This is a genomic window from Streptomyces sp. NPDC047061, assembly GCF_040643955.1.
Taxonomy (GTDB): Bacteria; Actinomycetota; Actinomycetes; order Streptomycetales; family Streptomycetaceae; genus Streptomyces.
Window position 1 is genome coordinate 1 of record NZ_JBEYVI010000079.1, and the last position, 22,862, is coordinate 22,862.

Sequence of the window (22,862 nt, forward strand, 5' to 3'; positions counted from 1 at the left end):
AACATCGCCGCCGCCCTACGGCATTACGCACGCGCCACCGACCGCCCCATCGACCTGCTCCTGGCAACGTGATCAACAACTTTGCCGGGGCCCTGAGCCGCCCGCCCCGTCGAATGCTCCTGTATCGCCGGTGACATCGTCCCCGGCTCTCCTTGTCCGCCGCAGGCCCCTCCAAGAAGGGCATCAGACCGCCGAAAGGGCGCCATCCCATCGACCGCCCACGCCATATCAGCATCAGGTGAGTCAGGTCAAAGCAGGTCGCCCACAAGGGCGAGGGTGATCGCAGGTGACCCCGCCCGCCAGGGTGGCCGAGGCCCACGCGCGATCAACGAACCAAACCGACGACATCCCACCGCCTCTGCCGGTCCAGCCGGTCCACCGTGAGACGAAGGCATCCCGCATGTTCCATGATCCAGAACCGGTCGTCGGCCTGTTTCCCGGGCAGGGGGCCTACCGGCCAGGGCAGTTGACGCGTGCGTGGCATGACCGTGACGCGTCCGTGCACGCGGTGTTCTCCGCCGTCGATCTCGCGGCGGCGGAGCTCCTCGGCAAGCAGGTCACGCCCGTCGTGTTCGCGGAGAATCCGCCCGGTCCCGAGGAACTGCTGGCCCGGGATCCCGATCTGTTCCAACTCGCCGTGTTCGGGCTCTCGGTGGCGGCCCACCGGCTGCTGGTCGAGCGAGGCGTGCGCTTCTCCGCCCTGATGGGGCACAGCATGGGCGAACTCACCGCCCTGGTCTGCGCCGGGGCCTACACCCTGACCGACGGGGCCCGTCTCCTGTGCCACCGTGTCGCCGCGCTGCGTGACCACGACAGCAGCGGCGGGCTGATGCTGGCCCTGTCCTGCGGTGCGGAGCGAGCACACCGCATCCTCGGCCTGATGGACCATCAGGGACTGGCCGTGGCGGTGCGGAACACCTCGGCGCGGACGGTGGTCTCGGGACCTCCCGCGGGCATCCGCACGGTGGCGACGGTGGCCGGGGCGGTGGGCCTGACCGCCGTGGAACTGCGATCCCCGCATCCCTTCCACAACCCGCTGCTCACCGATGCCCGGCACGCCTTCGCCCGTGCCGCCCGCGCGTACGAGGTGTATCCACTGCGCACCGCCGTCTACTCGCCCGTCCTGCAACGCTGGTACCGGGACGGCGACGACCTGGCCGACCTGTTGGCGCTGCACCTGGTGACGCCGCTGGCCTTCGACGCCGCCGTCGAGCGGCTGTACGGGCAGGGCGTCCGTGTCTTCGCCGAACTGGGCGCGGGCCGGGTACTCGGCAGACTCGTCGGAGAGATGCACCCGGACTGTGTCGTGCTCCAGCCCCTGGACGCCCGCGACGAGTACCGCGCCGTGTCGGACGCGGCGACGTACCTGACCGGCGAGCGGTTCGACGAGGTGCGGGTCGTACGGCCCTCTCCCGCGCCGGAGGCGCTGCCCCTGCCGCCGACGCGGCCGGAGGTGGAACCACCGCCCGAGCGGCCCCGTGCCCTGGAACCGTCCGGTACGCCGGCCGACGGGCCACCGCCCGGCGACCGCGAGGCGGTGTTCGGCCGTATCCGGTCGCTCTACGCCGAGGCCCTGGAGTACCCGGAGGAGGTACTCACCGAGGACGCCGAGCTGGAGGCGGAGCTCGGCATCGACTCCGTCAAGCAGGTCGAGCTGCTCGACCGGGTGCGCAGGCTCTTCGACCTGGACGAGCGGGGCGAGGGCGAACGCGGCCCGCGGTTCGGGCAGAACGACACGCTCGGCGGAGTCGTGGACTACGTCCACGAGCGGGTCTCCTCCGGCGGAGTCCGCCGGTGACCGGCGGTCTCTCGGGCCGGGTCGCGCTCGTCACCGGCGGTGCGGGCGGCGTCGGCCGGGCCGTGGTCGAGGGCCTGGCCCGGCGCGGTGCCGCTGTCGTACTGAACTGCTTCCATTCCTACGAAGCCGGCAAGGAGATCGCGCGCGCCTTGTGCGCCGAGGGCCTGGACGTCGAGGTGCTGCGCGGTTCCGTGGCCCGGCGCGACCAGGTGGACGCCATGTTCGAGCGGCTCGCCGCGTCCCGTGGGCGACTCGACATCCTGGTCAACAACGCCGCCGCCGGTTCCTTCGTCCGGCTGGACGACCTCACCGAGAAGCACCTCGACCGGGCCCTCGACACCAACCTGAAGGGCGCGCTGTGGTGCACCCGGGCCGCCCGCCCGCTGCTGGCCGCGGCCGACGGCGGGGCGGTGGTGAACGTGTCCTCCCTCGGCGCGCCCTACGTGCTCGACCACTACCTCGCGATCGGCGCCTCGAAAGCGGCCCTGGAGAGCGCCACCCGCTACCTCGCGGCCGAACTCGCCGCGGACGGCGTTCGCGTCAACACCGCCTCGTGCAGTCTGATCGACACTCCTTCGGGACGGCTGTTCCCGGACTTCGAGGACATGGTGGCCAACACCGTGGCCCACACCCCGCTGGGCCGTCTGGCCACCCCCGAGGACCTGACCGGCCTCGTCCTGTTCCTCGCCTCGCCGGAATCCGGATGGATCACCGGGCAGACCATCCTGGCCGACGGCGGGATGACCCTGGGCAGCGCCGCCTTCTCCGCCCCGCGGACGAGCCGGGCGCGGGCCGGGGAGAGGTATGCCGCCGCCACCGATGCCGCCGACCGGACGCGGGAGCCGGCCGAGCAGCCGGCCGAGCAGTCGGCCGAGGCGCCGGGCGCGGTGGCCGTCGCCCCGGCCGGAGCTTCGGAGCCGGGTGACGCGGTGCACGTGCCGGAGGTTCCGGAGGCCGCCGGGCGTGTGCGGGAGGTGCCGGAGGCCGAGGTGCGCGTGCCGGACGACGCCGTACACGTGGCGGAGTCCACGGCGCGGGTCGCGGTGCACATGCCGGACGACGGTCCGCACATGCCGGACGACGCCCCACAGCTGCCGGTGGGCGCGGTGCCCGTCCCCGACGAGACGCCGCAGGTGCCGGAAGCCCGGACCGCCCACGATCCGATCGCCGTCGTGGGCATGGGCCTGGCCGTCCCCGGAGCCTCCTCCCCACAGGAGTTCTGGGAGCTCCTCGGCGACGGCGCCGAACTGTTCGTCGAGCCGCCGGCGGACCGCTGGGCGGCCGACGACTTCCACGACCCCGATCCGCGCGCCCCCGACAAGGGCTCCCAGCGCAGGAGCGGCTACCTGACCGGGTTCACACCGCATCCCCTGCTCAGCGCCGGGACCGATGTCCGCGACCCGTCGCTCGACCTCCCCATGCTCTGGCTGCGGCACAGCCTGTACCAGGCGCTGGAACCGGTGGCCCGGTCCTCCGGGGACCGTTTCAGTCTCAGCGTCGGCTGCACCGCCGACGGCAGCCAGCACCTCGAAGAGGCCCTCGTGCTCGGTGCCGTACGCCACGCTCTGCGCGAGGCGGCAGAGGACGGTACCGCCGCGCGGGACGTCGCCGACGCCGAAGCGGCCGTCACCGACCGGTTCCGGCGCGGCGTACGCGGAGTACAGGCGTTCACACCCCATCGGTCGGTCGGCGACGCCATGCGCGGGATCCTCCCCGACGACGCGTCGGTCCACGTCCTCGACACCGCCTGCTCGTCCTCCCTGTACGCCGTCGACCTCGGCGTCCGGGACCTGGTGGCCGGGCGCGCCGACATCGCCGTCTGCGGCGGCGCCTTCGCGCTCGCACCCTCCAACCCGGTGCTGTTCTCCAAGCTCGGCGGGCTGTCGGCACGCGGTGTGGTGGCCTCGCTGGACCGGGACGCCGACGGCGTGCTGTTCTCCGACGGCGCGGCCCTGGTCGTACTGAAGCGGCTGTCGCGCGCCCTGGCCGACGGCGACACCGTGTACGGCACGATCGCCGGCATCGGCCTCTCGGCGGACGGGAAGGGCAAGGCCATCAACGCCCCGTCGAGCTCCGGGCAGACGACCGCCGTACGCAGGGCCCTGGAGAAGGCGGACGCCACTGCGGACGAGGTGGGCTGTGTCATCGCGCACGCGACCGGAACCCGGGCCGGCGACACCGCGGAGTTCCTCGGCCTGCGGGACGCCTACTCCCACTCCGCGAGGTCCGGCGGGCCTGGCCGGCCGCTTCCGGTGACGTCGAACAAGTCCCTGGTGGGGCACACCGGCTGGCCCGCCGGAGTCGTCTCCGTGATCCACCTGCTGCTGGCCATGCGGCACGAGCTGATCCCCGCCCAGTACCGTTTCACCGCCGCTCCCGAGGCCTTCGGCCTGGACTCCACGCGGCTGACCGTGCCCGGCCGGCCCGTGCCATGGCCGGCCCGGCCGGACGGGCCCGCACGGATGGGCGCGGTGTCGGCCTTCGGCTTCGGCGGCACCAACGCGCACCTCCTCGTCCGCGAACACCGAAGCACCGCGCATGGTGTCCCCGCGCCCGGTGTTCCGGCGCACGGTGGTGTCCCCGGACCGCTCCCAGAAGTCGCCCGCGTACCTGGCCGCCCCGCCGTGCCCGACGACGACGTGGTCGTTGTCGGCTGGTCCGCGCACCTGCCCGGGACGCGGGGCATGGACGACGTCCACGAGTGGGCCGCGGGACGGCGCACACCGCCGCTCTCCTTCGGGGACGTCTATCCGATGCCCTCCCTGGCGGAGTTCCGGATGCCGCCCGCGACCGTCCGCGTCCTGGACCGGACGCAGCTCGCGCTCGTCGAGAGCGCCCGGCGGCTGGACGCCGGTGTGCTGGAGGCCTTCCGGCGCCATGGTGAACGGGCCGGTGTCGTCGTCGGCCACATGGGGCCGACCCGCAACGGGGTGCTCTACCGGCTGCGCATCCACCTGGACCGGGTGGAGCGGGCGGTGGAAGCGGTCGCCGACGGCGCGCTGCGCAAGCCGGTGCACCGGTTGCGTGAACGGACGCACGGCCTGGTGGAAGCACCGACCAAGGACTCCTACCCCGGCGAGATGCCGAACATCATCGCCTCCCGGCTCTCCAACCACCTCGACCTGCGCGGCCTGAACATGACCGTGGACGCGGGGGAGGCGTCCCTGGCCGAGGCGCTGGAGGTGGCCGCCGGGTACCTGGGAACGGGCGACCTCGACCTGGCCCTCGTCGGCGCCGGCAACGGCAACACACTGTTCGAATGGACCGCTCCGCTCGGCGGGCTGCTGGGCTGGCCCGAGGGCCGTACGGCGGCGGAGGGAGTGTTCCTCCTCGCGCTCGCCCGGCGCGACGTGGCCGAGCGCGCGGGGCTGCCCGTGCTGGCGGTCCTGGACCGCGACACCGGTCCGGCCCGGATGCCGGACGGCGCCGCCGGGCCGACGGACCGCCCTTCCTTCCTCGGCGGCGAGGGAGGACCCGAACTCGTCCGGTTCCTGACCGGGCACCGGCAGGACCTGGAGCTGCGGCTCCGGCCGGACGCCCACAGCCCGGAGCGGACCGTGCGACTGCGTCGTCCGTCCGCGATGACGCCCTCGGCGTCCGCCGAGAACCCCCGGGGGTCCGCCGTGACGCCAGCCCCGCCCGCCACTACGACCCGGGCGTCCGGGTCCGGAACGAACTCCCGGGCTGCCCCCACCCCTCATGCCGGCACCACGGCGCCCCGGGCGTCCGGGTCCGGCACGAACTCCCGGGCTGCCAAGACCCCCCACGCCGTCACCGCGTCCCCGGGCACCACGATCCCGCAGGCCCAGCGGCGCCACGTCCTCGTGCTCGCCCCGCGTCCGCTGCCACGTCCGCACCCGGGCGCCGCCGGAGCGGCTCCGGTCTCCGACGACTTCGTCCTGCTCGGCAACCCCGCCGGGCCCGCGGACCTCGCGCCGGACCACGACGTCACCACGGTTCGCCTCGACCCCACCGGCACCGCCCGCATCCACCGCCTCGGGCAGGAGACCCCCGTCACGGACCTGGAGGGCGAACTGGCCGCCGTGCTCGCCGAGTCACGCCCACGGCGGATCCGCGCCGTGGTCGACCTCGGCGAGCGCGGGTGGCTCGACGGGCACGGAGCCGAACCCGGCGACGCCCTCCTCCGCACGCACGACGCCGTGTTCCTCACCGCCCGGGAGTGGGCCGGGTGGGCCGACACGGACAGCTCCTTCACGCTTCTTCTGCTGCGCGCGGTCTCGCCGGACGGCGTGCCGCACCCGTGTGCCGGACTGTTCACCGGGTTCGCCAAGGCGCTGGCCGCCGAGGTACCCCGGGCCCGTGTGGCGGCCGTCGTACACGACGCGCACCGGCCGGCCGACGCGTTGCCCGATCTGCTGGCGGAGACGGCCGACGGCGGAGACGGACTGCCTGTCGCCTACTACGCGGGAGGACGGCGGCTGGCCGAGCACGCCCGGCCCGTCGAGGTGACCGCCGGTCGGCGCCGACTGGCCGGCGGTTCCGTCATCGTCGCGGCGGGCGGCGGCCGGGGCATCGGCGCGGAGCTGCTCGACTCCCTCGCGCAACACGCGGACGCGCGGATCTACGTCCTCGGCTCCAACCCTCTCGACTCCCATGATTCCGGTGCCCTGACCGAGGACGACGCCGACTTCGCCACACGTCGCCGGCGGTTCCTGCGTGAGCGCAGCACCGGCCCGGCGCGGGTGCCGGTGGCCCAGGCCGCCGCGGAGTTCAAGCGCCTGACGCAGGCCAGGGAGGTGCACCGCACCTTGAGCCGCCTGCGTGCGCGGGCCGGCGCGGACCGGGTCACCTACCTGCACTGCGACCTGCTCGACCCGGAGGCGGTGCGGGCCGCGGCTCGGTCGGTGCTCGCCGTCCACGGCCGGGTGGACCTGCTGCTGAACATCGCCGGGATCAACCGGGCCGCCGGCGTCCGCCAGAAGTCCCTGTCGGACTTCCGCGCCGTCCGGGACCTCAAGTTCCGCGCCTACGCCAACCTCAAGCGGGCCTTCGCGGACTCGCCGCCGGCCGAGTGGTGCAACTGCGGTTCCGCCGCGGGTTTCCTGGGCCAGCGCGGTGAGACGGACTACAGCGCGGCCAACGACTTCCTGACCACCGCCGCGCTCGACGCCACGGCCGCCGGGCGGCGCGAGTACACCATCGGCTGGAGCCTGTGGGGCGAGACGGGGCTCGGCACGGACCCCTTCCTGCGCGCGAGACTCGCCGAGAACGCCGAGCTGACCCCCATGACCAACGCGGAGGCGACCGCGCACTTCCTCGCCGAGCTGGCCCAGGAGCCCCACGCCCCGGCCACCGTCCTGCTGGGCGACAACGAACTGGAGATGCTGCACCGGTCGCGACCGGCCCAGCTCGCGGTCATCGGCGCCGAGACCCCGCCGGACGCGGGAACCGGGCTGCCGATCACCCCCGTTCGGCGGCAGCGGTCGGCCGTCCCTCTCCGGCCGACCGCCACCGGGCCGGCCGCCACCCGGCCGGCCGTACCGCCACACGACGCGCCCGAGGACCCCCCGCCCTCCGCGAACTACGTCGACGAGGTGCTCGACCGCACCCGCGACACGCTCACCGCCGTCCGGACCTTCGACCTGGAGCGGGACGGGTACCTGGAGCACCACAGGGTGAACGGCCATCCCACGCTGCCGGGGATGCTGATGGTCGAGATGGCCGCGCAGGCCGCCGTGCGGCTGGTGCCGGGACGGGTGCCGGTCGCCTTCGAGGACGTGCGGTTCGAACGGTTCCTGCGCGTGTACGACGTACAGCGCCCGGAGGACAAACGACTGCGGGCCCGGTTGCTGTCCGCCGACCGCGACGAGTCGGTGGTGGAGGTACGTGTCCTCACCGACGTCACGGCTCCCGACGGCCGCGTCCTGCGCCGGGACCAACCGCACGCCTCACTCCGGGTGCTCCTGCGCGACGAACCGGTCGCGGCACCGCGCTGGGCGGACTGGCCCCCGTACACGACGGAGCCGGCGCTGAACCCGTACCGCAGCGCCCGCACCGGTCTGACACTGAGCGGCCCCTTCGCCTCGACCCGCGACGAACGGATGCACCCGTGCGGCCGGACCGCCGGCCTCGCCCTCGACCCCGTCGAGGTGGAGCGCTGGTTCCGCGGCACGGTCACGCCCGCCGTGTCCCTGGACGCCCTCGCCCAGGTCGCAGCGCTGGGCCGGGCCGACGCCCGGTGGATACCGCTCGCCGCGCCTCGTTCCATCCGGCGCATCGACCTCTACGGCGGCCACACCGATGTCTCGCTCGCCGGCGCCCGCGAACCGGTCCGCCTCTACGCGGTGCCCGCCCCGCACGAGGCCCGCGACGCCGCCACCCAACGGTGCGCGGCGGCCTTCCCGGACGGCCGGATCCTCTTCCAGATCAAGGACATGGCCGCGACGGTCGTGGGCTACGTCGATCCGCGCGACGGACGCGTCCTCACCGAGCACCGGACCACGAGGCACACACAGAGGACCGAGTGAACGTACCGGGGTTTCCCGCGCAGAACGTACCGGGGTTTCCCGCCCAGCGGCGGGTGAAAGCCGTCCGTCCGCACCTGGTGTCGTACGAGACGAGGTCGTTCACCCGCCCGCTGCAGCGTCTGCTCTGGACGCCGCAGCCGGTCCCGGCGCCGTTCTCGGACGTCCGCCGGGCGCTGACCGGCCTCACGATCCTGGTGCTGGGACGGCGGACCGACCTCACCGCCGCCGTCGCCGGTCACCTGGGCACACGGGGGGCGACGGCGGTCGTCGCCGACGGGCCGGCCGCCCTGGACGCCCGGCCGTCCTGGGACGGCATCGTGGACCTCAACCTCACCGGCACCGGGTACGAGCTGGGGGACTCCGACTGGCGCCCCGCCCTGCGTCTGACCGCCGACGCGCTGCGGCACGTGCACGACGAGTGGGCGGCCGACACCCGCCACCACCACCGCTTCTACCTCGCCGTCACCGGCCTGGGCGGACTGATGGGCTACGCCGAGGTGCCCCCGCCGCAGCCCCTGGGCGGTATCTGGGCGGGCCTCGCCAAGGGACTGTGCGGGGAACTGCCCACGGTCGCGGTGAAGGCGCTCGACCTGGAGCACGGCGACCCGGACGCCGTCGCCCGGACGGTCGCCTACGAGTGCGCCGTCCGGGACCGCGCCGAGATCGGATACCGCGACGGCCGCCGGCACACCCTGACCGCGCTCGACGCGGAGGTGCCGCCACCGGCGATCGCCCTGGGGCCCGCGGACACCGTGCTGATCACCGGCGGCGGCCGGGGCGTCGGCTTCGCCCTCGCGCGCGGACTGGCCGAGACCTCGGGCTGCCGGGTCGTGGTCACCGGCCGCCGTGCCCTGCCCGACGCCGGGGCCGAGGAGTGGCTCGCAATGAGCGACGCGGAGTTCGCCGACTGGCGCCGGCGGTCACTGGCGCGGGCCACCGGCCCCGCCGATCTCGTCCGGCGCCGCGGCGCGGCCGCCGGGGCGGAGCAGACGCGCGAGATCCGGGCGAACCTCACCGCGGCCGCGCGGGCGGGGCTGCGCGTCGACTACGTGCCCTGCGACTGCACCGACGAGGCGCAGGCCGGTGAACTCATCGGGAGGCTGCGGCCCTCCGTCGTCGTCCACAACGCCGTCGCCGACCACTGGCGGCGCCTGGCCCGGCGGACGTCCGAGGACGTGGTGCGGGCCGTCGAGGTCAAGGTGGACGGCTTCACCACGCTGGTACGGGCGCTCACGGCCACACCGGAACGACGCGCCGCTCTACGGCTGCTGAGCTGCGTCGGCTCGCTCTCCGGACGGCTGGGGGGCATGGTCGGGCAGGTGCCGTACTCCGCGGCCAACGACGGGCTGGCACGCCTGGGCAGATGGGCGGCCACCGCGCTGGATCTGCCGGTCCAGACCATCTGCTGGCCCACCTGGGAGGGCCTGGGCAACGTGCCCAACTACGCGGCGGCCGCCCGCTACGGCTCGACCGTGGACCCGGCCGAGGGCGTACGCCGCTGGGTCGCCGAGATCCGCTCGGCCCACCGGCGGGAGGCCGTCCTGGTGGGGGAGCTCGGCGTCGCGATCGGTCCCGGACGGATGCCGGTGCTGAGCGAGATGCGCGGCTACCGGGGGTTCGCGCGCATCGCCGATCTGCGCCACTATCTGGGCCGGGTCGAGTCGTTCGACGAGTTCCGCTCGATGCGTTCCGCGCACGTGTTCCGGCCCGGCGCACACCCGTGTCTGGCGGAGTTCTCCGTGGCCGGGGCGGCTGCGCTGCCGGTGAGCGTGCTGCTGGAGTACGCCATGGCCGCGGGGGACTGGGTGGTCCCGCCGGACCGGCCCCGGACGCACCTGCGCGAACTGCGGGACGTGCGGGTACGTCCGGACCGGCTCGTCCTCGGGTCCCCCGCCATGCCCCTGACCCGGGTGGCGGACGGCGGATTCCGGGACGGGGTGTGGCAGGTCCGCGTGCGTTTCCGGGACCACACCGGTGCCGAGATCGCGGACGCGACGCTGGTGTACGGGGAGCGGGCGGCCCACGTCGATCTCGACGGTGATCCACTGCCCGGCCCCCGGCGCGGACGGGGCGAGACGGCCCCCCGGCCGGAACCGGCCGGGCGGTACGCCTGGACCGGCGTGCTCTTCCCGCCGGCCGCCTACCGCTCGGACACCACCGGCCTGGTGGCACGCCTGCCCCTGCGTACCCCGGCGGACCTGTGGTCCCAGCCGACTCCTCCGGCGGTCGGCATCGCACCCGGCGCGCTGGAGGCCATCGTCCGGACCCTGCTGACGCGGCCCGGTGCGGCGCGGGCCGGCCTGTTCCGGCTGGACCGTCTGGTGCTGGCCCCCGGTGCCCAGGACACAGACACCATGCACACCACACCGGACCATCGCACCTGGGTCGGTACTGCCGGAGAAATGCCGGTTCTGCGTGCGCTTGGGGTTGCGCTGCACTGAAAAAACGGACCCGACCGGGTGTTTTCCGGGAGTTTCCACTTCCCCAACAACGGGGGAATCGGCTGACCGGTTCACGTGATTTCTTTCACCCGTACGGTGATGTACTTGTGTATGACGAGGGCATCCCCGTGACATTTTCCGGCACTATATTGAAGCTCCCGCTCAGAAAATTCTGAGAATTGCAGGAGTGTTATGTCCCCCACGCCGCAGGTCGCCATTGTCGAGCAGCACAGCCTGATGCGCCGGGGGTGGGAGAGCCTGCTCGCCGAAAGCGGACTGGCGCGGGTCGAGGCGGCGGTCGCGCACATCGCCGACCTTTCCGATCCGGGCCGGCGGCGCTACGACGTCATCGTGTACGGCCCGCCCGTGCGCGGCACCGGGTTCACCGAGGGCGTGGCCGCCCTGACCCGGAGCGGACGGGTCCTGGTCGTCGCGGACATCGTCGGCGGGCAGCCGGTCACGCAGGCCCTGCGCGCCGGGGCCTTCGGCTGTGTGGACCAGCAGGCCGACGAGCGGGAGCTGCTGCGCGCGGTGGAGACGGTCGCCGGCGGCGGGCTGCACATCGCCCCCGGACTGGCGCCCCGCCTGCACAGCGAGCTGCGGCACCCCTCCTCGCCCGTCGCGCCGCCGCTCACCCAGCGTGAGAGGGAGGCGCTGCGCCTGCTCGCCCTGGGCCTGACACACGGCCAGATAGCCCGCCGGATGGGCCTGGCGGAGGTCACGGTCAGCACCTACGTCAAGCGGATCCGCGGCAAGCTCGGCGCCGGAAACAAGGCGGAACTCGCCCGGAAGGCGATCGAGATGGGCCTGCTGCGGGAGGACTCCCCGGAGACGAGGGTGCTGCTGCCGGGGTTCCCGCGCTCGGCCTGACCTCCGCACCCTGCTGGAACATCCATTCAGCCATGTGATCGGTTCACCATGCCGCTGTGAAGGCGCGCCGCGATGGTCCGCCGGTCGTCGATGTTCCAGGGCCTTGAACCGTCCGGGGCTCCGAACCAGGGGCATTGTATGAAGCGGATCCGTCCGGTTCACGCGTCTCGTCCGTGACGTCGCGTCATGTCTGGTTCTGGGGCCGGGAGGCAGCGCAGGCACGGCGCTGGTGATCACGTGGTTGTCGAGACCCATGAGAACCGAACGAGACCGTGCCTGCCCCTGCGTCATCCCCCATACCCGTCGCGCTGGAGCATCTGGCCCACGCCCCTTCTTCCGCACCTGTCATCGACGCAGCCGGCCTGCGTCCCTTCCTGGACGCGGTGCCCGACCCGCGGGATCGCAGAGGCCGCGCCGGTACCCGCTGTCCGCGCTGCTGGCGGCGGCAGCCGCTGCCGTGTCGGCCGGCGCCCGTTCCCTGGCCGCGATCGGCGAGTGGATCACGGACGCACCGCGCTGGGCCGTGGATGCCCTCGGTTTCGCCCCGGATCCCCTGACCGGGCAGGTGGTGGTCCCGCACCCGGCGACGGTGCGCCGTCTGCTCGCCCGTCTGGACGGCGACGCCCTGGATGCCGCGATCGGCGCTTTCCTGTCCGCACGGACAGCCCGTGCCCGTGAGCCGGACACGCTGTGGCCGATCGCGGTGGACGGCAAGACCGTCCGCGGCTCACGCACCCGGACCACCCTGGCGGTCTCGCTGTTGTCCGCGATGGCGCACAGCGGAGAGGTCCTCGCCCAGCGCCAGGTCTCCGACAAGAGCGACGACCCGCACCACCGGGGGTGACAGCAGCGCCACCCGGCCCGCCCAGGGCGGCACATCGACGCCGGAGAGGCCCTCGTCGCCCGCTCGGTGACGCGGGTGGCGGAGTCCTTGACCGGCAGTGAACGCCATATCGTCGAACTGGCTTCCGGCGGCGGTACGAACGCGGAGATCGCGGGTCTGCTGCACGTGGCCCTCCGCACGGTGGAAACCCACCTCACCGGCGCGTACCGGAAACTGGGGATCAGGGGGCGGCGGGAACTGCGGGAGTCCCTGAAGAGGGAAGCGGACCGTTGATCCGGTCCGCCCCCGGGGACCCACGCCGCCCGCCGCAGGGAGCCGTCACCCGCCCCTTCGACCCCGCGTGGGGGGTTGGGCCTGGGACGGCCTCGGGTCCTGCGACGCCGGCGTGTCACTGCCTCGTCGTCGTACCGCCCCCTCCGCTGCAACGGTTGGAACCGGCTCGCGCTGTCGCCGACGGGATTCTCCGCTGCCGCCGCGTACTCGTGCGGGGCCGGATCCGTCGAAGGCCCGGCCACGGCATTCGGATCGCGCGGACTCAGCGCAGGCGGCACCGGCGCCGACGACTGGGCCGCCATCCGGGACCTCTGCTGCATGTCCCACACATCCGCGAACCTGCCGGGACGGCCGACGGTACCCGGGGCGGACACGCCTCCGAAGGGTCCGGCCTCCGGCGCCGTCGCCCGCGAACTCTCCAGGGTGCTGAGCCGCAGCGCCTCGGCGAGGTCCGCCTCGAACTGGTCCTCCGCTCGCTCCGAGGCCCGGGAATCAGGACGGGAGAGTTGGCCAGCGAACTGACTCTCGCCTATGGCTTCCTCAATGTCCCACTGCTCTGCCGCCGCCGGGTCGTTCGGACGTCTGGTGCGGAGGTCCCCCTCTTGCTCGATGGCCGCGGACTCGTGCCTCCTCCTCCTTTCCAGGCTGACCAGCGGGTCATTCCTGTGCCCCGCATATGGGGGAGGTTCTGCACTGCTGAAGGCGGCTGCGCTGCTGGCTTCCTGAGGACGCCTGGGAGCATCCCAAGGATCCACGGGGGCGTAGGGGTCGACACCCGCGTAGTCGGATTCGACCGAAGAGTCCGTGGGTGAATCCGGCATGTTCTCCTGCTTTCTCTGTGTCACGGAATCCGTGCGGCACGAACCGAGCGGCCTGGAGGCCGCCTCCTGGCAACTCGCAGGGGCCGGTTCGTCGTTCGCCAGGTCACCGACTCCCACAACGTCATGGAGAGTCCAGTGGTTCACCCGGCGCTGACGCCTTCCCGGTCGGGTGCGGTCGTGTGCCCTGAACGTGAAGGAGGGCTCGAGGCAGGCGAACGACCTGGAGTGATCCTGCGTGGATGCCTCAACGCTCCGTCACCACCGGGGAAGGCGGCCGCGTCGTTGACCATGAGTTTTGTGCAGACCCGGCATCGGTGTTCCAGGGCTTTGAACTGTCCGGACTCAGACCGGAGGAGACGCTGTCGGCTGTCGTTCTTGTCGCTTGGGCACACGCCACCATGGTCCGGCGGTCACTGAATGCTCCGGGGTCTTGAACCGTCCAAGCCTCGGAATCGTTGTGCTGAGAGCCAGGAAAACAGGAATCGGTGAGAGGACGACGGATATGGCAACAGCTGGGCGAATCCCTGTCCACACGCTCGACCTGGAGCGAGGAACTATCTCCGTGGAGCCCGTTCGTTTCATGCCTGATCCCGCGGCTGACGGGGGAACGGGGCTCAGCGGTGACCAGGTTGCTGTCGGCATCGACGCCGGTCAGGCCGGCTCCGCCTTGGCGGTCGCCGACGGCCGCGGCTCCTGGACGGTCCACATGGCGAAAGCGGGCAAGTGGATTGCGGAGAACCGGTCCCAGGTCACGACCAACTTCAAGGTTGCGGCCGGGCTGCTGATGGCGGCGGGACTTCTGACCAAAGCGGCTGGCGCCGATGGAACCGGGGAGGCGTTGGAGCTCGCCGCGAGCATCATGACTCTCACGACAGCGGGCTCGGATGTCGCATCATACGGTCGTTCCGCCCTCAAGCTGTTCAAGGTGGGCGGTGTCACGATGGTCAGTGTCACGGACTTGGGCAAGGCGGTGGGCCAGCTGGTCGGCCTTGGTGCGGGAGTCGCGGGCGCCGTACTTTCGAGCGTGGATCCGACGAGCAACGTGGCTCAAGCGGTCGTCGTCGGCGCGGCCGCTACCGCCTATTACGCAACCGGTCCTACGGGTTTGCAGGCGCAGGAGGAACTGATAAATGGCCAGAGACTCGCCTACTATTTTCCTGGCGCGCACATTATTGACGGAGAGCTGCATCCGTTGCCGAGCCGTGCGACCACCGGAGTCCTCAGCCCCCCTGGTGGCAGCACCCAGGTCAGCCGGACCAACACCGGGTTCAATCCTCAGGTCAGGCGCACCCAGACAACCCTCACCGGCGGAACTAATGGCAGCGCCGCCCTGCCCGCCATAGCCGAACCGAGCCAGCCGGCAGCGCCGTCGCCCAGTCGGTGACCCGAGTGGCGGAGCCCTCGCCGAGGTGAGTGGTCGATTCGGGTGAGCAACGTGACCGGTCGGCCCCGGCGGTTCCGTCCGGTGCGGGTCGCTTCGGCACCACCTGGCACCCGGTGCGGCCTGCCCGTGACGTGGGCTGCGAAAGCCGTGACACGGCCTTCGCAGCCATTTGCGGATACCACGCCCTCGGCCGTCGGGACGTCGACGCCACCGCCCGCAGGATCGGTGGACCCTGGAGGCCGGTCCGGATCTCCAGGGTCCACCGGTCGTTCGTCATCGGCCTTCGGGAGTGAACCGTTGGCAGGACGGGCCCGTTGTGCGGGTGCCGGGGGTGATTCCCGTCGAGGTTTTCGGCTGCGGACAAGTGGAGGTCTACGGTGCCGGATCGGCATACGACGAGCGTGCGGGAGGAGGCCGTTTCCCTCCGCAGCTATCGTCTCCATCTCAACGGTGAGGACGTCGAGGGCGACGGCTGGGTCTACACCCTCACCTCGCGTTCCCTGCTGGAAGACACGTTCACCAGTATCTCCCTGAAACGTGCACTTGAACGTGACCCGAATTCCGACGCCGCCGCCCATCCCTATGTGGTGGGCCGGTGTGCGGTCGCGGGGCCCTCCCACAACGAGCTCGCGCTGGAGTCCGCCGCGATCGCCTCGCGGAAATGGGCCGCGGTCGATCTGGACCAGCGCATGCAGTTCGGTGCTCTCTTCCGGAAGTCACTCCTTGCGCATGAGGAGGAGTTCCTCGCTCTGCTGGTCGCCGAGGGCCATCCCGTCCGGCTCGCGCGGTGGGAGCTGAGCTGCCTGCACCAGGTGTACAGCGAGGAGAACTGCTCCTGGTACGCGCAGGGCATGCGAAGCGAGTTCCGGCACGGTGGCCGACGGCTCGTGGTGCGGCGCCAGCCCGACGGGGTGGTCTGCCTGAATCCGCCGCAGAACGCGCCCGCGCCGAGCGCGGGGCTGGCGGGACTCATGCTCATGGCGGGCAACGCGGTGGTCGTGCGGGCGCCCCGCAGTATCCCGCTCAGCGCGATGTACGTACTGCGCGAGTTGATGGTCCCGGTCCTGGACCAGCTCGGAGCCCCGCCCGGCACCCTCAACATCGTCTGCGGGAATCCCAAGCAGACCCTGGACAGCTGGATCGACAGCCCGCTGGTGGACGACGTCTTCTACATCGGCGGTGTCGAGGACGGCCTGCGCCTGGAAGCGCGGTGTGTCGCCCGCGGCAAGAAGCCGATCCTGGAACTGGCCGGCAACGACGGCCTCGTGGTCTGGAAGGACGCGGACCTCGACCACGCCGCCCAGGCGATCGCCGAGTCCTTCTACGGCTCCGGCCAGATCTGCATGGTGCCCAACTACGTTCTCGTCCATCCCGATGTCGCGGACGACCTCCTCGATCGCGTCCGGGAGCAGGCGGCGGCCGTACGCCCCGGTTACCCCGAGGACGAGGACGTCCTGCTCTCCCCGGTGCGCCGCAGCGAGCGCTTCTTCAGCCTCCTGCGGGACGCGACGGACCGGGGTGCGACCGTCGTCTGCGGCGGCCGGCGAACCGAGGTGGACGGCACCCCCTCCGCCACGGGTGTCTTCCTGGAGCCCACCGTGGTCCGGGTCGACGGCCTGGCCGGCGCCCGGGAGTACGAGATGGTGCGGGAGGAGACCTTCTTCCCGCTGCTGGCCGTGGTCGTCCCGCAGGCCGCGCCGGACGAACAGCTGCTGGACGATTTCGTCGACTTCGTCAACACGAACCGGTACGGCCTGCGCAATTCGCTGTGGGCCGAGGACGAGTCGGTGATCGACGTGTTCGTACGCCGAGTCACCAACGGCGGCCTGCTGAAGGTGAACGACTCCCACATCGGCTTCCTGCCGTTCCTGCCGAGCCACGGCGGCACGGGCCTGACCGGAGGGGCCTTCGGCGAGGCCAACTACCCCATCTTCAGGACCTCCCACCTCCAGGGAGTGAGCATCGCCCACGGCATAGCCCCGCAGGACGCGGTCTTCCCCGGCCGCCCCCCGACGCGCTCTGACACGGGCCGGGACGGTACAGGAAGGTGAACAGTCCATGCGCCACGTAAAGGTGGACACGTCAGTGGCGGCGGCCAGGGCGGACGAGGTGTTCGACGCGGTGCTGCGGTGGGAGCTGCCGGACCCCGACAGCGGCTCCGACTGGGCGTGGGAGTCCGGCGTCGCTTCTCCGGAGTCCGGCACCGCCCCCTCCGGGCCTGACACCGCCTTCTCCGCACCCGTATTGGCCCGCCGCGTCCGCGGCATCCGAGCCCGCCGCCTGGAGTTCCCCTCCGGAACCCTGCGCTGGAGCGAGGAGATCGTCGGCCATCGCGACGGCCTGCGGATCAGCTTCGCCCAGACCGAAGGCGATTTCGCCGCGTTCCACGGACAGTGGACGGTCCATCAGGACGTGGAGGCGGTCGTCCTGCGTTTCGAGGCCGCCTTCGACTTCGGCGTCGAGAGCATGGCCGGCATTCTCGACCCGATCGCGGAACAGGCGGTCAGGGACACCGTGGGGCGCGCCGTGACCGGCATGTTCGACTCGGCGGAGTTCCAGGCGTGAACGGAACGGGACGCGCCGCGGTGCTCGCCGGAGCCGGGGCCTGGCTGCCGCCGCAGGTGGTCACCAACCACGATCTGAGCCTCCGCCTGGACACCTCCGACGCCTGGATACGGCAGCGGACCGGCATCGCGGAGCGCCGTGTCGCGGCACCCGGCACGGCCACGTCCGACCTGGCGGTGGAGGCCGCGCGGCAGGCCCTGAAGTCCGCCGGGACCGCCTCGGTCGACGCGGTGGTACTCACCACCACCACCCCCGACCGACTCTGTCCGGCCACGGCCCCCGAGGTGGCGGCACGGCTGGGACTCGGCACCGTACCCGCCTTCGACGTGGCGGCGGTCTGCACCGGCTTTCTCTACGCGCTGGCCGTCTCCGCCGGTCTGATCGCCGCCGGGACGGCGGACCGGGTGCTGGTGATCGCCGCCGAGGTCTACAGCTCGATCATCGACCCGAACGACCGGGGGACCGCGGTGATCTTCGGCGACGGCGCCGGCGCGGTGGTCCTGCGGGCGGGCTCGGCCGACGAGCCCGGTGCGCTGGGTCCGGTGGTCCTGGGCAGCGACGGAGAACTCGGCCACCTCATCCAGATACCGGCGGGGGGATCACGCCAGCGCAAGTCGGGCCTTCCGCCCGCGCCCGGCGACGAGTTCTTCCGGATGGCGGGCAGAGAGGTCTTCCGCAACGCCGTGGAACGTATGACCGCCGTTTGCCGAGAGGCCGCGGAGGCCGTCGGCTGGGAGCCGGGGAACGTCGACCGGCTCGCCGCGCACCAGGCCAACAGCCGCATCCTCCAGGCGGTGGCCGATCGTCTCGGGATCGAGGGCGGTCAGGTGCTCTCCCACATCGAACGGGTCGGCAACACCGGGGCCGCCTCCCTCCCCCTCCTCCTCGCCGACTCGGCCGCGCACGGCCGGCTGTCGCCGGGCGACCGGGTCCTGCTCACGGCGTTCGGCGGGGGGCTCACCTGGGGTGCGGCCACTGTCGTCTGGCCGCGCCTGCACATCGAATCACCTATCCGAAACGAGGTCTGACGCCGTGTCCGAGACGTATCTGGCCGCCCTGAGGCAGATTCTGGCCGACAAGCTGATGGTGCCGCACGAGCAGATCACCGCCGAGGCGACCCTTGAGGACATCGAGCTGGACTCACTCGCGCTGGTCGAACTCTCGATGCTCCTTGAGCAGGAGTTCGCGATCACCGTCACCGACGACGAACTCGCCGCCGCCGCGACCGTCGGCGGCATCGTGCGCCTGATCGACGAACGGAGCGTCAAGCTCTGATGTCTGACGTCGCTGTCACAGGCCTCGGCCTGGTGACCCCGGCCGGCATCGGGGTCGAGGCCAACTGGGCGGCGGTCTGCGCGGGCAAGCCCACGGCCGCCGCCGATCCGGCGTTGGGAGATCCCCCTCAGATCTCCTGCCGGGTGACGGGATTCGACGCCGACGAGCTCCTCGGCGCCCGCCGGGCGCTCCGTCTCGACCCCGTCGTCCGCTTCGCACTGGTGGCGGCCCGTGAGGCGGTCGCCGACGCGGGCCTGGACCCCCAGACCTGGGATCCGCCGCGCGTGGGGGTCGTGCTGGGGACGGCCAACGGAGGGGTGACGACCCTCGAGACCCAGTACGGCGCCTTCGTGCGCCACGGGTTCCCTCGCGTCTCTCCCACCCTGCTGCCGATGGAGCTGCCGAACATGCTGGCCGGCCAGGTCGCCATGGAATTCGGTGCCACCGGCCCGAACCTCGTGGTCGCCACCGCGTGCGCCTCCGGCACCACGGCGATCGGCACGGCCCGAGACCTCCTCACGCTCGACCGGTGCGACATCGTGCTGGCGGGCGGCAGCGAGGCCATGCTGACGCCGCTGCTCATGGCCGGATTCGCGCGGATGGGCGCGCTGTCGCGCCGTGTCGACGCCCCGTCGTCGGCGTCCCGGCCCTTCGACGCGGACCGGGACGGCTTCGTGGCCGGCGAGGGCGCCGGCGTCCTGGTGCTGGAGCGCGTGCGAGACGCCCAGGCGCGCGGCGCCCGCATCCGCGGCCGGGTCGCGGGGTACGGCGCCACCGCCGACGCCCATCACCCCACGGCCCCGCACCCGGAGGGGCGTGGTGCGGAGGCGGCCGTCCGAGCCGCCCTCGCCGACGCCGGGGCCGCGGCGAGCGACGTCGGTCACGTCAACGCCCATGGCACGTCCACCCCGCTCAACGACGTCGCCGAGGCGACGATGCTCCGGCGTGTCCTGCCCGGCGATCCGCCGGTCGCCTCCACCAAGGGGGTGACGGGTCATCTCCTCGGGGCGGCGGGCGCCGTCGAGGCCGTCTACACCGTGCTCGCCATGGAATCCGGTCTCGTGCCGCCCACCGCCAACCTGGAGCGCCCCGATCCCCGGATCGACCTCGCGTTGTCCGCCGAGGCCGTCCCCGCCCGTATCGAGCTGGCACTGAGCAACTCCTTCGGCTTCGGCGGGCAGAACGCGGTCCTCGCCTTCGCGGCCCCCTGACCGGCCGTCGCCGCGCCGGTCCCCGGGGGCCTCGGCGCGGCATGGCTCTCTCACGCGGGCGGGCCACCCCACCCAGCGGCTGATCAGCAAGAACATCCCCGGGGCGGTCCGTTCCCAAGCTGTGGGCCGGAGTACGCGGATCGGGCCCCGGGAGTCGACCGGCAGTGATCGGCTGTGGCGCGCTGGTGGCCCAGCCCGCTCGGCGCGCGAGGTGACCTCACACGGATCCGCGGCTCGCCCGCGACGTCCTCGGCCGCCCGGCAGGGTGGCACCGAGGGCGGTGGGGAAGCCCCTGTCCGCGCTGCGCGGAGTCGCCCGGGACGGTGTCTGTGGCGCGCGGCTCCGGTGAACCGCCTCGTGGGGTTCTCCGTTGTCGGCTGATGAAGACCGAGCAACGGGGAGCGCCACGACCTTCCCCACGGCCGGGTGCTGATGGTTTCGCGCTTTCCGTGCTCGCTGTGTCGGTGCACGGGCTGCCTGTCGGCCTTGATGACAAGAACGCAAAATCCGATTCGAGATTGCTCGCCGAAGGAGAGAAATGCCGACCGAGGTAGAGGAGCTGGAATATGTGTTCCGGCAGAAAAAGGGTCTCGCTGAGTCGCGGAAGAGCGCATTGGCGATACTTAGCTTCGTCCCTCAGAAACTGAGAGATCAGAACCAAACGAAAGCTGCAGACGATCTTATGGATGCCATGGATTGCCTGGCATATCTGGACGATGCGCGGCTTTCTATGAACGGTCCATTTTCGAATGATCCCAATTATGTTTTTCTGAACTCCCGAGAACAGAGCCTTCAGGCGGTCGTTAATGGTCATTTGGCGGCGGATGGTGGGCCACGAAGGAAGACGCTACTCGATGGCGCGAAATCGCTCTTTCGGAAGTCCGCGGCCACTATCGACGGGCTCTGCGTGAGGGAACAGGCGGCGTTTGAGAAGCTTGTGTCCCAGCCCGATCCACCGGCGGCTGTCGGCCAGCCGTCTCAGGCTATGAGTGCCAATCTGGCGAGATTTGCTGAGGAATATAGGCTCATGGGCGAGCAGTTCCGTAGATTTTTGGCTGACTATGAGAGGCCGGATTCTGGCAAGCAGGAGGAGGTGCTTGATAGGCATGGCTTGAAGCGTAACGATTTGGCGACTATGCGACAGTTTCCGCACGTATACGGTTTGAGCCAAAACGACCTGGATAGGCTGGGTGCGGCGGGTGCGGAGAGAAGGAGAGCAAATGGGGTACGAACAGCAAGAAAAAGGACGGAACAAAAGGGAAATGCAAATTTGCCGTCAGGTGAGGTGCCTGTGAATCCGATGGTGGACGGGGCTCGCAGGTACCTCCCCCAGGAGGCCGCAGGACCCGCTTCCCCTTCGGCTTCGGCTTCGATCCCCGCCCAGGCGCCAGGCCCCAACGCTGCGGGGAATAGGAGAGGGAAAGGGTAGCGGGACGGTCCGGGCCTGCCCGAGGTCGGAGGGCTACGGGATCGCCGGCGGCAGTTCGGCGGGCCGTGGGGCGCCCGTGGCCCCGGTTCGGGGACTGGTGGTGTCACCGGGGCCGACCGTGGCGTCGAAGGGCAGGCCTCGCCGGAAGGTGCGTGTTCCCCAGGCAGGCCGAGGATCGCTGCGCGGCCGCGTCTCAAGCGGTTCATACCTCGGTGAAGGGGACCGGTGTGACCTCGTGCGCGACTCTCGTGACCCGCCCCGCACACCACCGCCATCCACGTGATCGCCCTGTGTCAGGCGGCGGACCCGCGCGGTGCCCCGCCGCTGCGCGCCGCCCACGATCTTGTGCGCCGCCACGTGCCCTTCGCCGAGACCGACCGCCCCCCAGCAGCACGAGATCGCCACGGTGACCGGCCTCATCCGCAGCGGCCGACTCGAAGCGGCCGTCCACACCCGAGAGGCATGACATGACCGGACTGGCACCACAGCCGAACCGCACCGGGGAGCGCTACGGCGAGCGTCTCTTCTCCCACCAGCGCCCGGACGAGGCCGACCGCCTCCAGGCCCTCGCCCAGGCCCTGGACCCCCACACCTTCCGCCGCCTCGACCGGCTGCCCCTGCGTGAGGACTGGCACTGCCTTGAGATCGGGGCCGGCCTCGCCACGACCGTCCCCTGGCTCGCCGAACGCTGTCCCCGCGGCCGCGTCGTGGCCACCGACATCGACACCCGCCTCTTCCCGGACCCCGCCGCGCGCAACGGCTGGGAGGCCATGTCGCACGACGTCACCCGCGACGAGTTCCCCGAAGGAGCCTTCCACTTCATCCACGCCCGCTGGGTCTTCTCCCACCTGCCCAGCCGGGACGCCGACCTGAGGCGGGTGATCAGATGGCTGGCCCCCGGCGGCTGGCTGCTCATCGAGGACCTGGCCCGGTTCCCGCTGGAGTCCTCACCCCACCCGCTCTACCGCACCGTCAGCCTCGCCATGTGCGACGCCCTGGAGAAACGGATCGGCACCGACTCAGTCTGGGCCCGCGGCCTGCCCTCCATACTGCACACCGAGGGCCTCACGGACATCGGATCCGAGGCGTCCGCGGACTGTGTGGGCCCCACCCCCATGGGACGTTTCTGGCAACTGAGCGCCGCCCAACTGGCCCCCGACCTCCACGGGTCATTCGGCATCGCCCCGCCCCAACTCGACCAGCTCATCGCCGAGGTCGGCACCGGCGACCTCACGGACCTGTGCCTGGCCAACGTGGCCGCCTGGGGGCGGCGCCCGGAGTGAACCGCCCCGGGTGCGGTAGAGATCGATTCCATCAGGGCGTTGACGCTCCTATAGTTGTCAACTCTTTGCGGGGGCCGTTCTCGGAGCGGGCCGAAGCAGGTGGTAGATCTCGCGGATGACGTAGCGTTTGAGGCAGCGGATGATCTCGCGTTTCGTCTTGCCCTCGGCGGTGCGGCGGGC

The 22,862-nt window shown here is 71.7% G+C and carries 13 protein-coding genes and 2 pseudogenes; 14 read left to right on the forward strand and 1 reads right to left on the reverse strand.

Annotated elements, in window-relative coordinates:
- Nucleotides 1–400: 400 nt before the first annotated feature.
- The 14 genes and pseudogenes from ABZ887_RS49395 to ABZ887_RS49460 all read left to right on the forward strand — a co-directional run bounded on the left by ABZ887_RS49395 (nucleotide 401) and on the right by ABZ887_RS49460 (nucleotide 22,682).
- Nucleotides 401–1,798 carry an acyltransferase domain-containing protein gene (locus ABZ887_RS49395; protein WP_361305985.1) on the forward strand — a complete coding sequence of 466 codons (1,398 nt, stop codon included), beginning with the start codon at nucleotides 401–403 and terminating at the stop codon, nucleotides 1,796–1,798.
- Entirely contained in the window at nucleotides 1,795–8,286 is a 6,492-nt protein-coding gene (locus ABZ887_RS49400) for an SDR family oxidoreductase (RefSeq protein ID WP_361305987.1), read from the forward strand. The genes ABZ887_RS49395 and ABZ887_RS49400 overlap by 4 nt, the downstream gene beginning before the upstream one ends.
- Nucleotides 8,283–10,727, forward strand: a complete 2,445-nt coding sequence (locus ABZ887_RS49405) for a KR domain-containing protein (RefSeq protein WP_361305989.1) — start codon at nucleotides 8,283–8,285, stop codon at nucleotides 10,725–10,727. Before ABZ887_RS49400 ends, ABZ887_RS49405 begins: the two co-directional genes overlap by 4 nt.
- A gap of 192 nt (nucleotides 10,728–10,919) precedes the next feature.
- Nucleotides 10,920–11,597, forward strand: coding sequence for a response regulator transcription factor (locus ABZ887_RS49410; protein WP_361305991.1), 678 nt, complete (start codon nucleotides 10,920–10,922; stop codon nucleotides 11,595–11,597).
- 457 nt (nucleotides 11,598–12,054) lie between these two features.
- Nucleotides 12,055–12,441 carry a hypothetical protein gene (locus ABZ887_RS49415; RefSeq protein ID WP_361305993.1) on the forward strand — a complete coding sequence of 129 codons (387 nt, stop codon included), beginning with the start codon at nucleotides 12,055–12,057 and terminating at the stop codon, nucleotides 12,439–12,441.
- Between the two features lie 78 nt (nucleotides 12,442–12,519).
- Nucleotides 12,520–12,714, forward strand: a pseudogene (locus tag ABZ887_RS49420) (helix-turn-helix transcriptional regulator); the annotation flags it as partial.
- Nucleotides 12,715–14,115: 1,401 nt separating this feature from the next.
- Nucleotides 14,116–14,919 carry a hypothetical protein gene (locus ABZ887_RS49425; RefSeq protein WP_361305995.1) on the forward strand — a complete coding sequence of 268 codons (804 nt, stop codon included), beginning with the start codon at nucleotides 14,116–14,118 and terminating at the stop codon, nucleotides 14,917–14,919.
- 377 nt (nucleotides 14,920–15,296) lie between these two features.
- On the forward strand, nucleotides 15,297–16,970 hold the full coding sequence (locus ABZ887_RS49430) for an aldehyde dehydrogenase (RefSeq protein WP_361305997.1): 1,674 nt from the start codon (nucleotides 15,297–15,299) through the stop codon (nucleotides 16,968–16,970).
- A gap of 7 nt (nucleotides 16,971–16,977) precedes the next feature.
- Nucleotides 16,978–17,484 (forward strand): SRPBCC family protein, encoded by a 507-nt coding sequence (locus ABZ887_RS49435; protein ID WP_361305999.1) that lies wholly within the window; start codon nucleotides 16,978–16,980, stop codon nucleotides 17,482–17,484.
- Entirely contained in the window at nucleotides 17,481–18,512 is a 1,032-nt protein-coding gene (locus ABZ887_RS49440; RefSeq protein ID WP_361306001.1) for a beta-ketoacyl-ACP synthase III, read from the forward strand. The genes ABZ887_RS49435 and ABZ887_RS49440 overlap by 4 nt, the downstream gene beginning before the upstream one ends.
- A 4-nt stretch (nucleotides 18,513–18,516) precedes the next feature.
- A complete protein-coding gene (locus ABZ887_RS49445) occupies nucleotides 18,517–18,759 on the forward strand; it encodes an acyl carrier protein (RefSeq protein ID WP_361306003.1) in 243 nt (80 codons plus the stop codon).
- Nucleotides 18,759–19,970, forward strand: a complete 1,212-nt coding sequence (locus tag ABZ887_RS49450; protein WP_361306005.1) for a beta-ketoacyl-[acyl-carrier-protein] synthase family protein — start codon at nucleotides 18,759–18,761, stop codon at nucleotides 19,968–19,970. The genes ABZ887_RS49445 and ABZ887_RS49450 overlap by 1 nt, the downstream gene beginning before the upstream one ends.
- 538 nt (nucleotides 19,971–20,508) lie before the next feature.
- The gene (locus ABZ887_RS49455; RefSeq protein ID WP_361306007.1) at nucleotides 20,509–21,399 is read left to right on the forward strand and encodes a hypothetical protein; all 891 of its coding nucleotides are present in this window, start codon (nucleotides 20,509–20,511) and stop codon (nucleotides 21,397–21,399) included.
- Between the two features lie 467 nt (nucleotides 21,400–21,866).
- Entirely contained in the window at nucleotides 21,867–22,682 is an 816-nt protein-coding gene (locus ABZ887_RS49460; protein WP_361306009.1) for a class I SAM-dependent methyltransferase, read from the forward strand.
- Between the two features lie 57 nt (nucleotides 22,683–22,739).
- Here the strand turns inward: ABZ887_RS49460 and ABZ887_RS49465 are convergent.
- Nucleotides 22,740–22,862 (reverse strand): annotated as a pseudogene (locus ABZ887_RS49465) (IS110 family transposase); the annotation flags it as partial.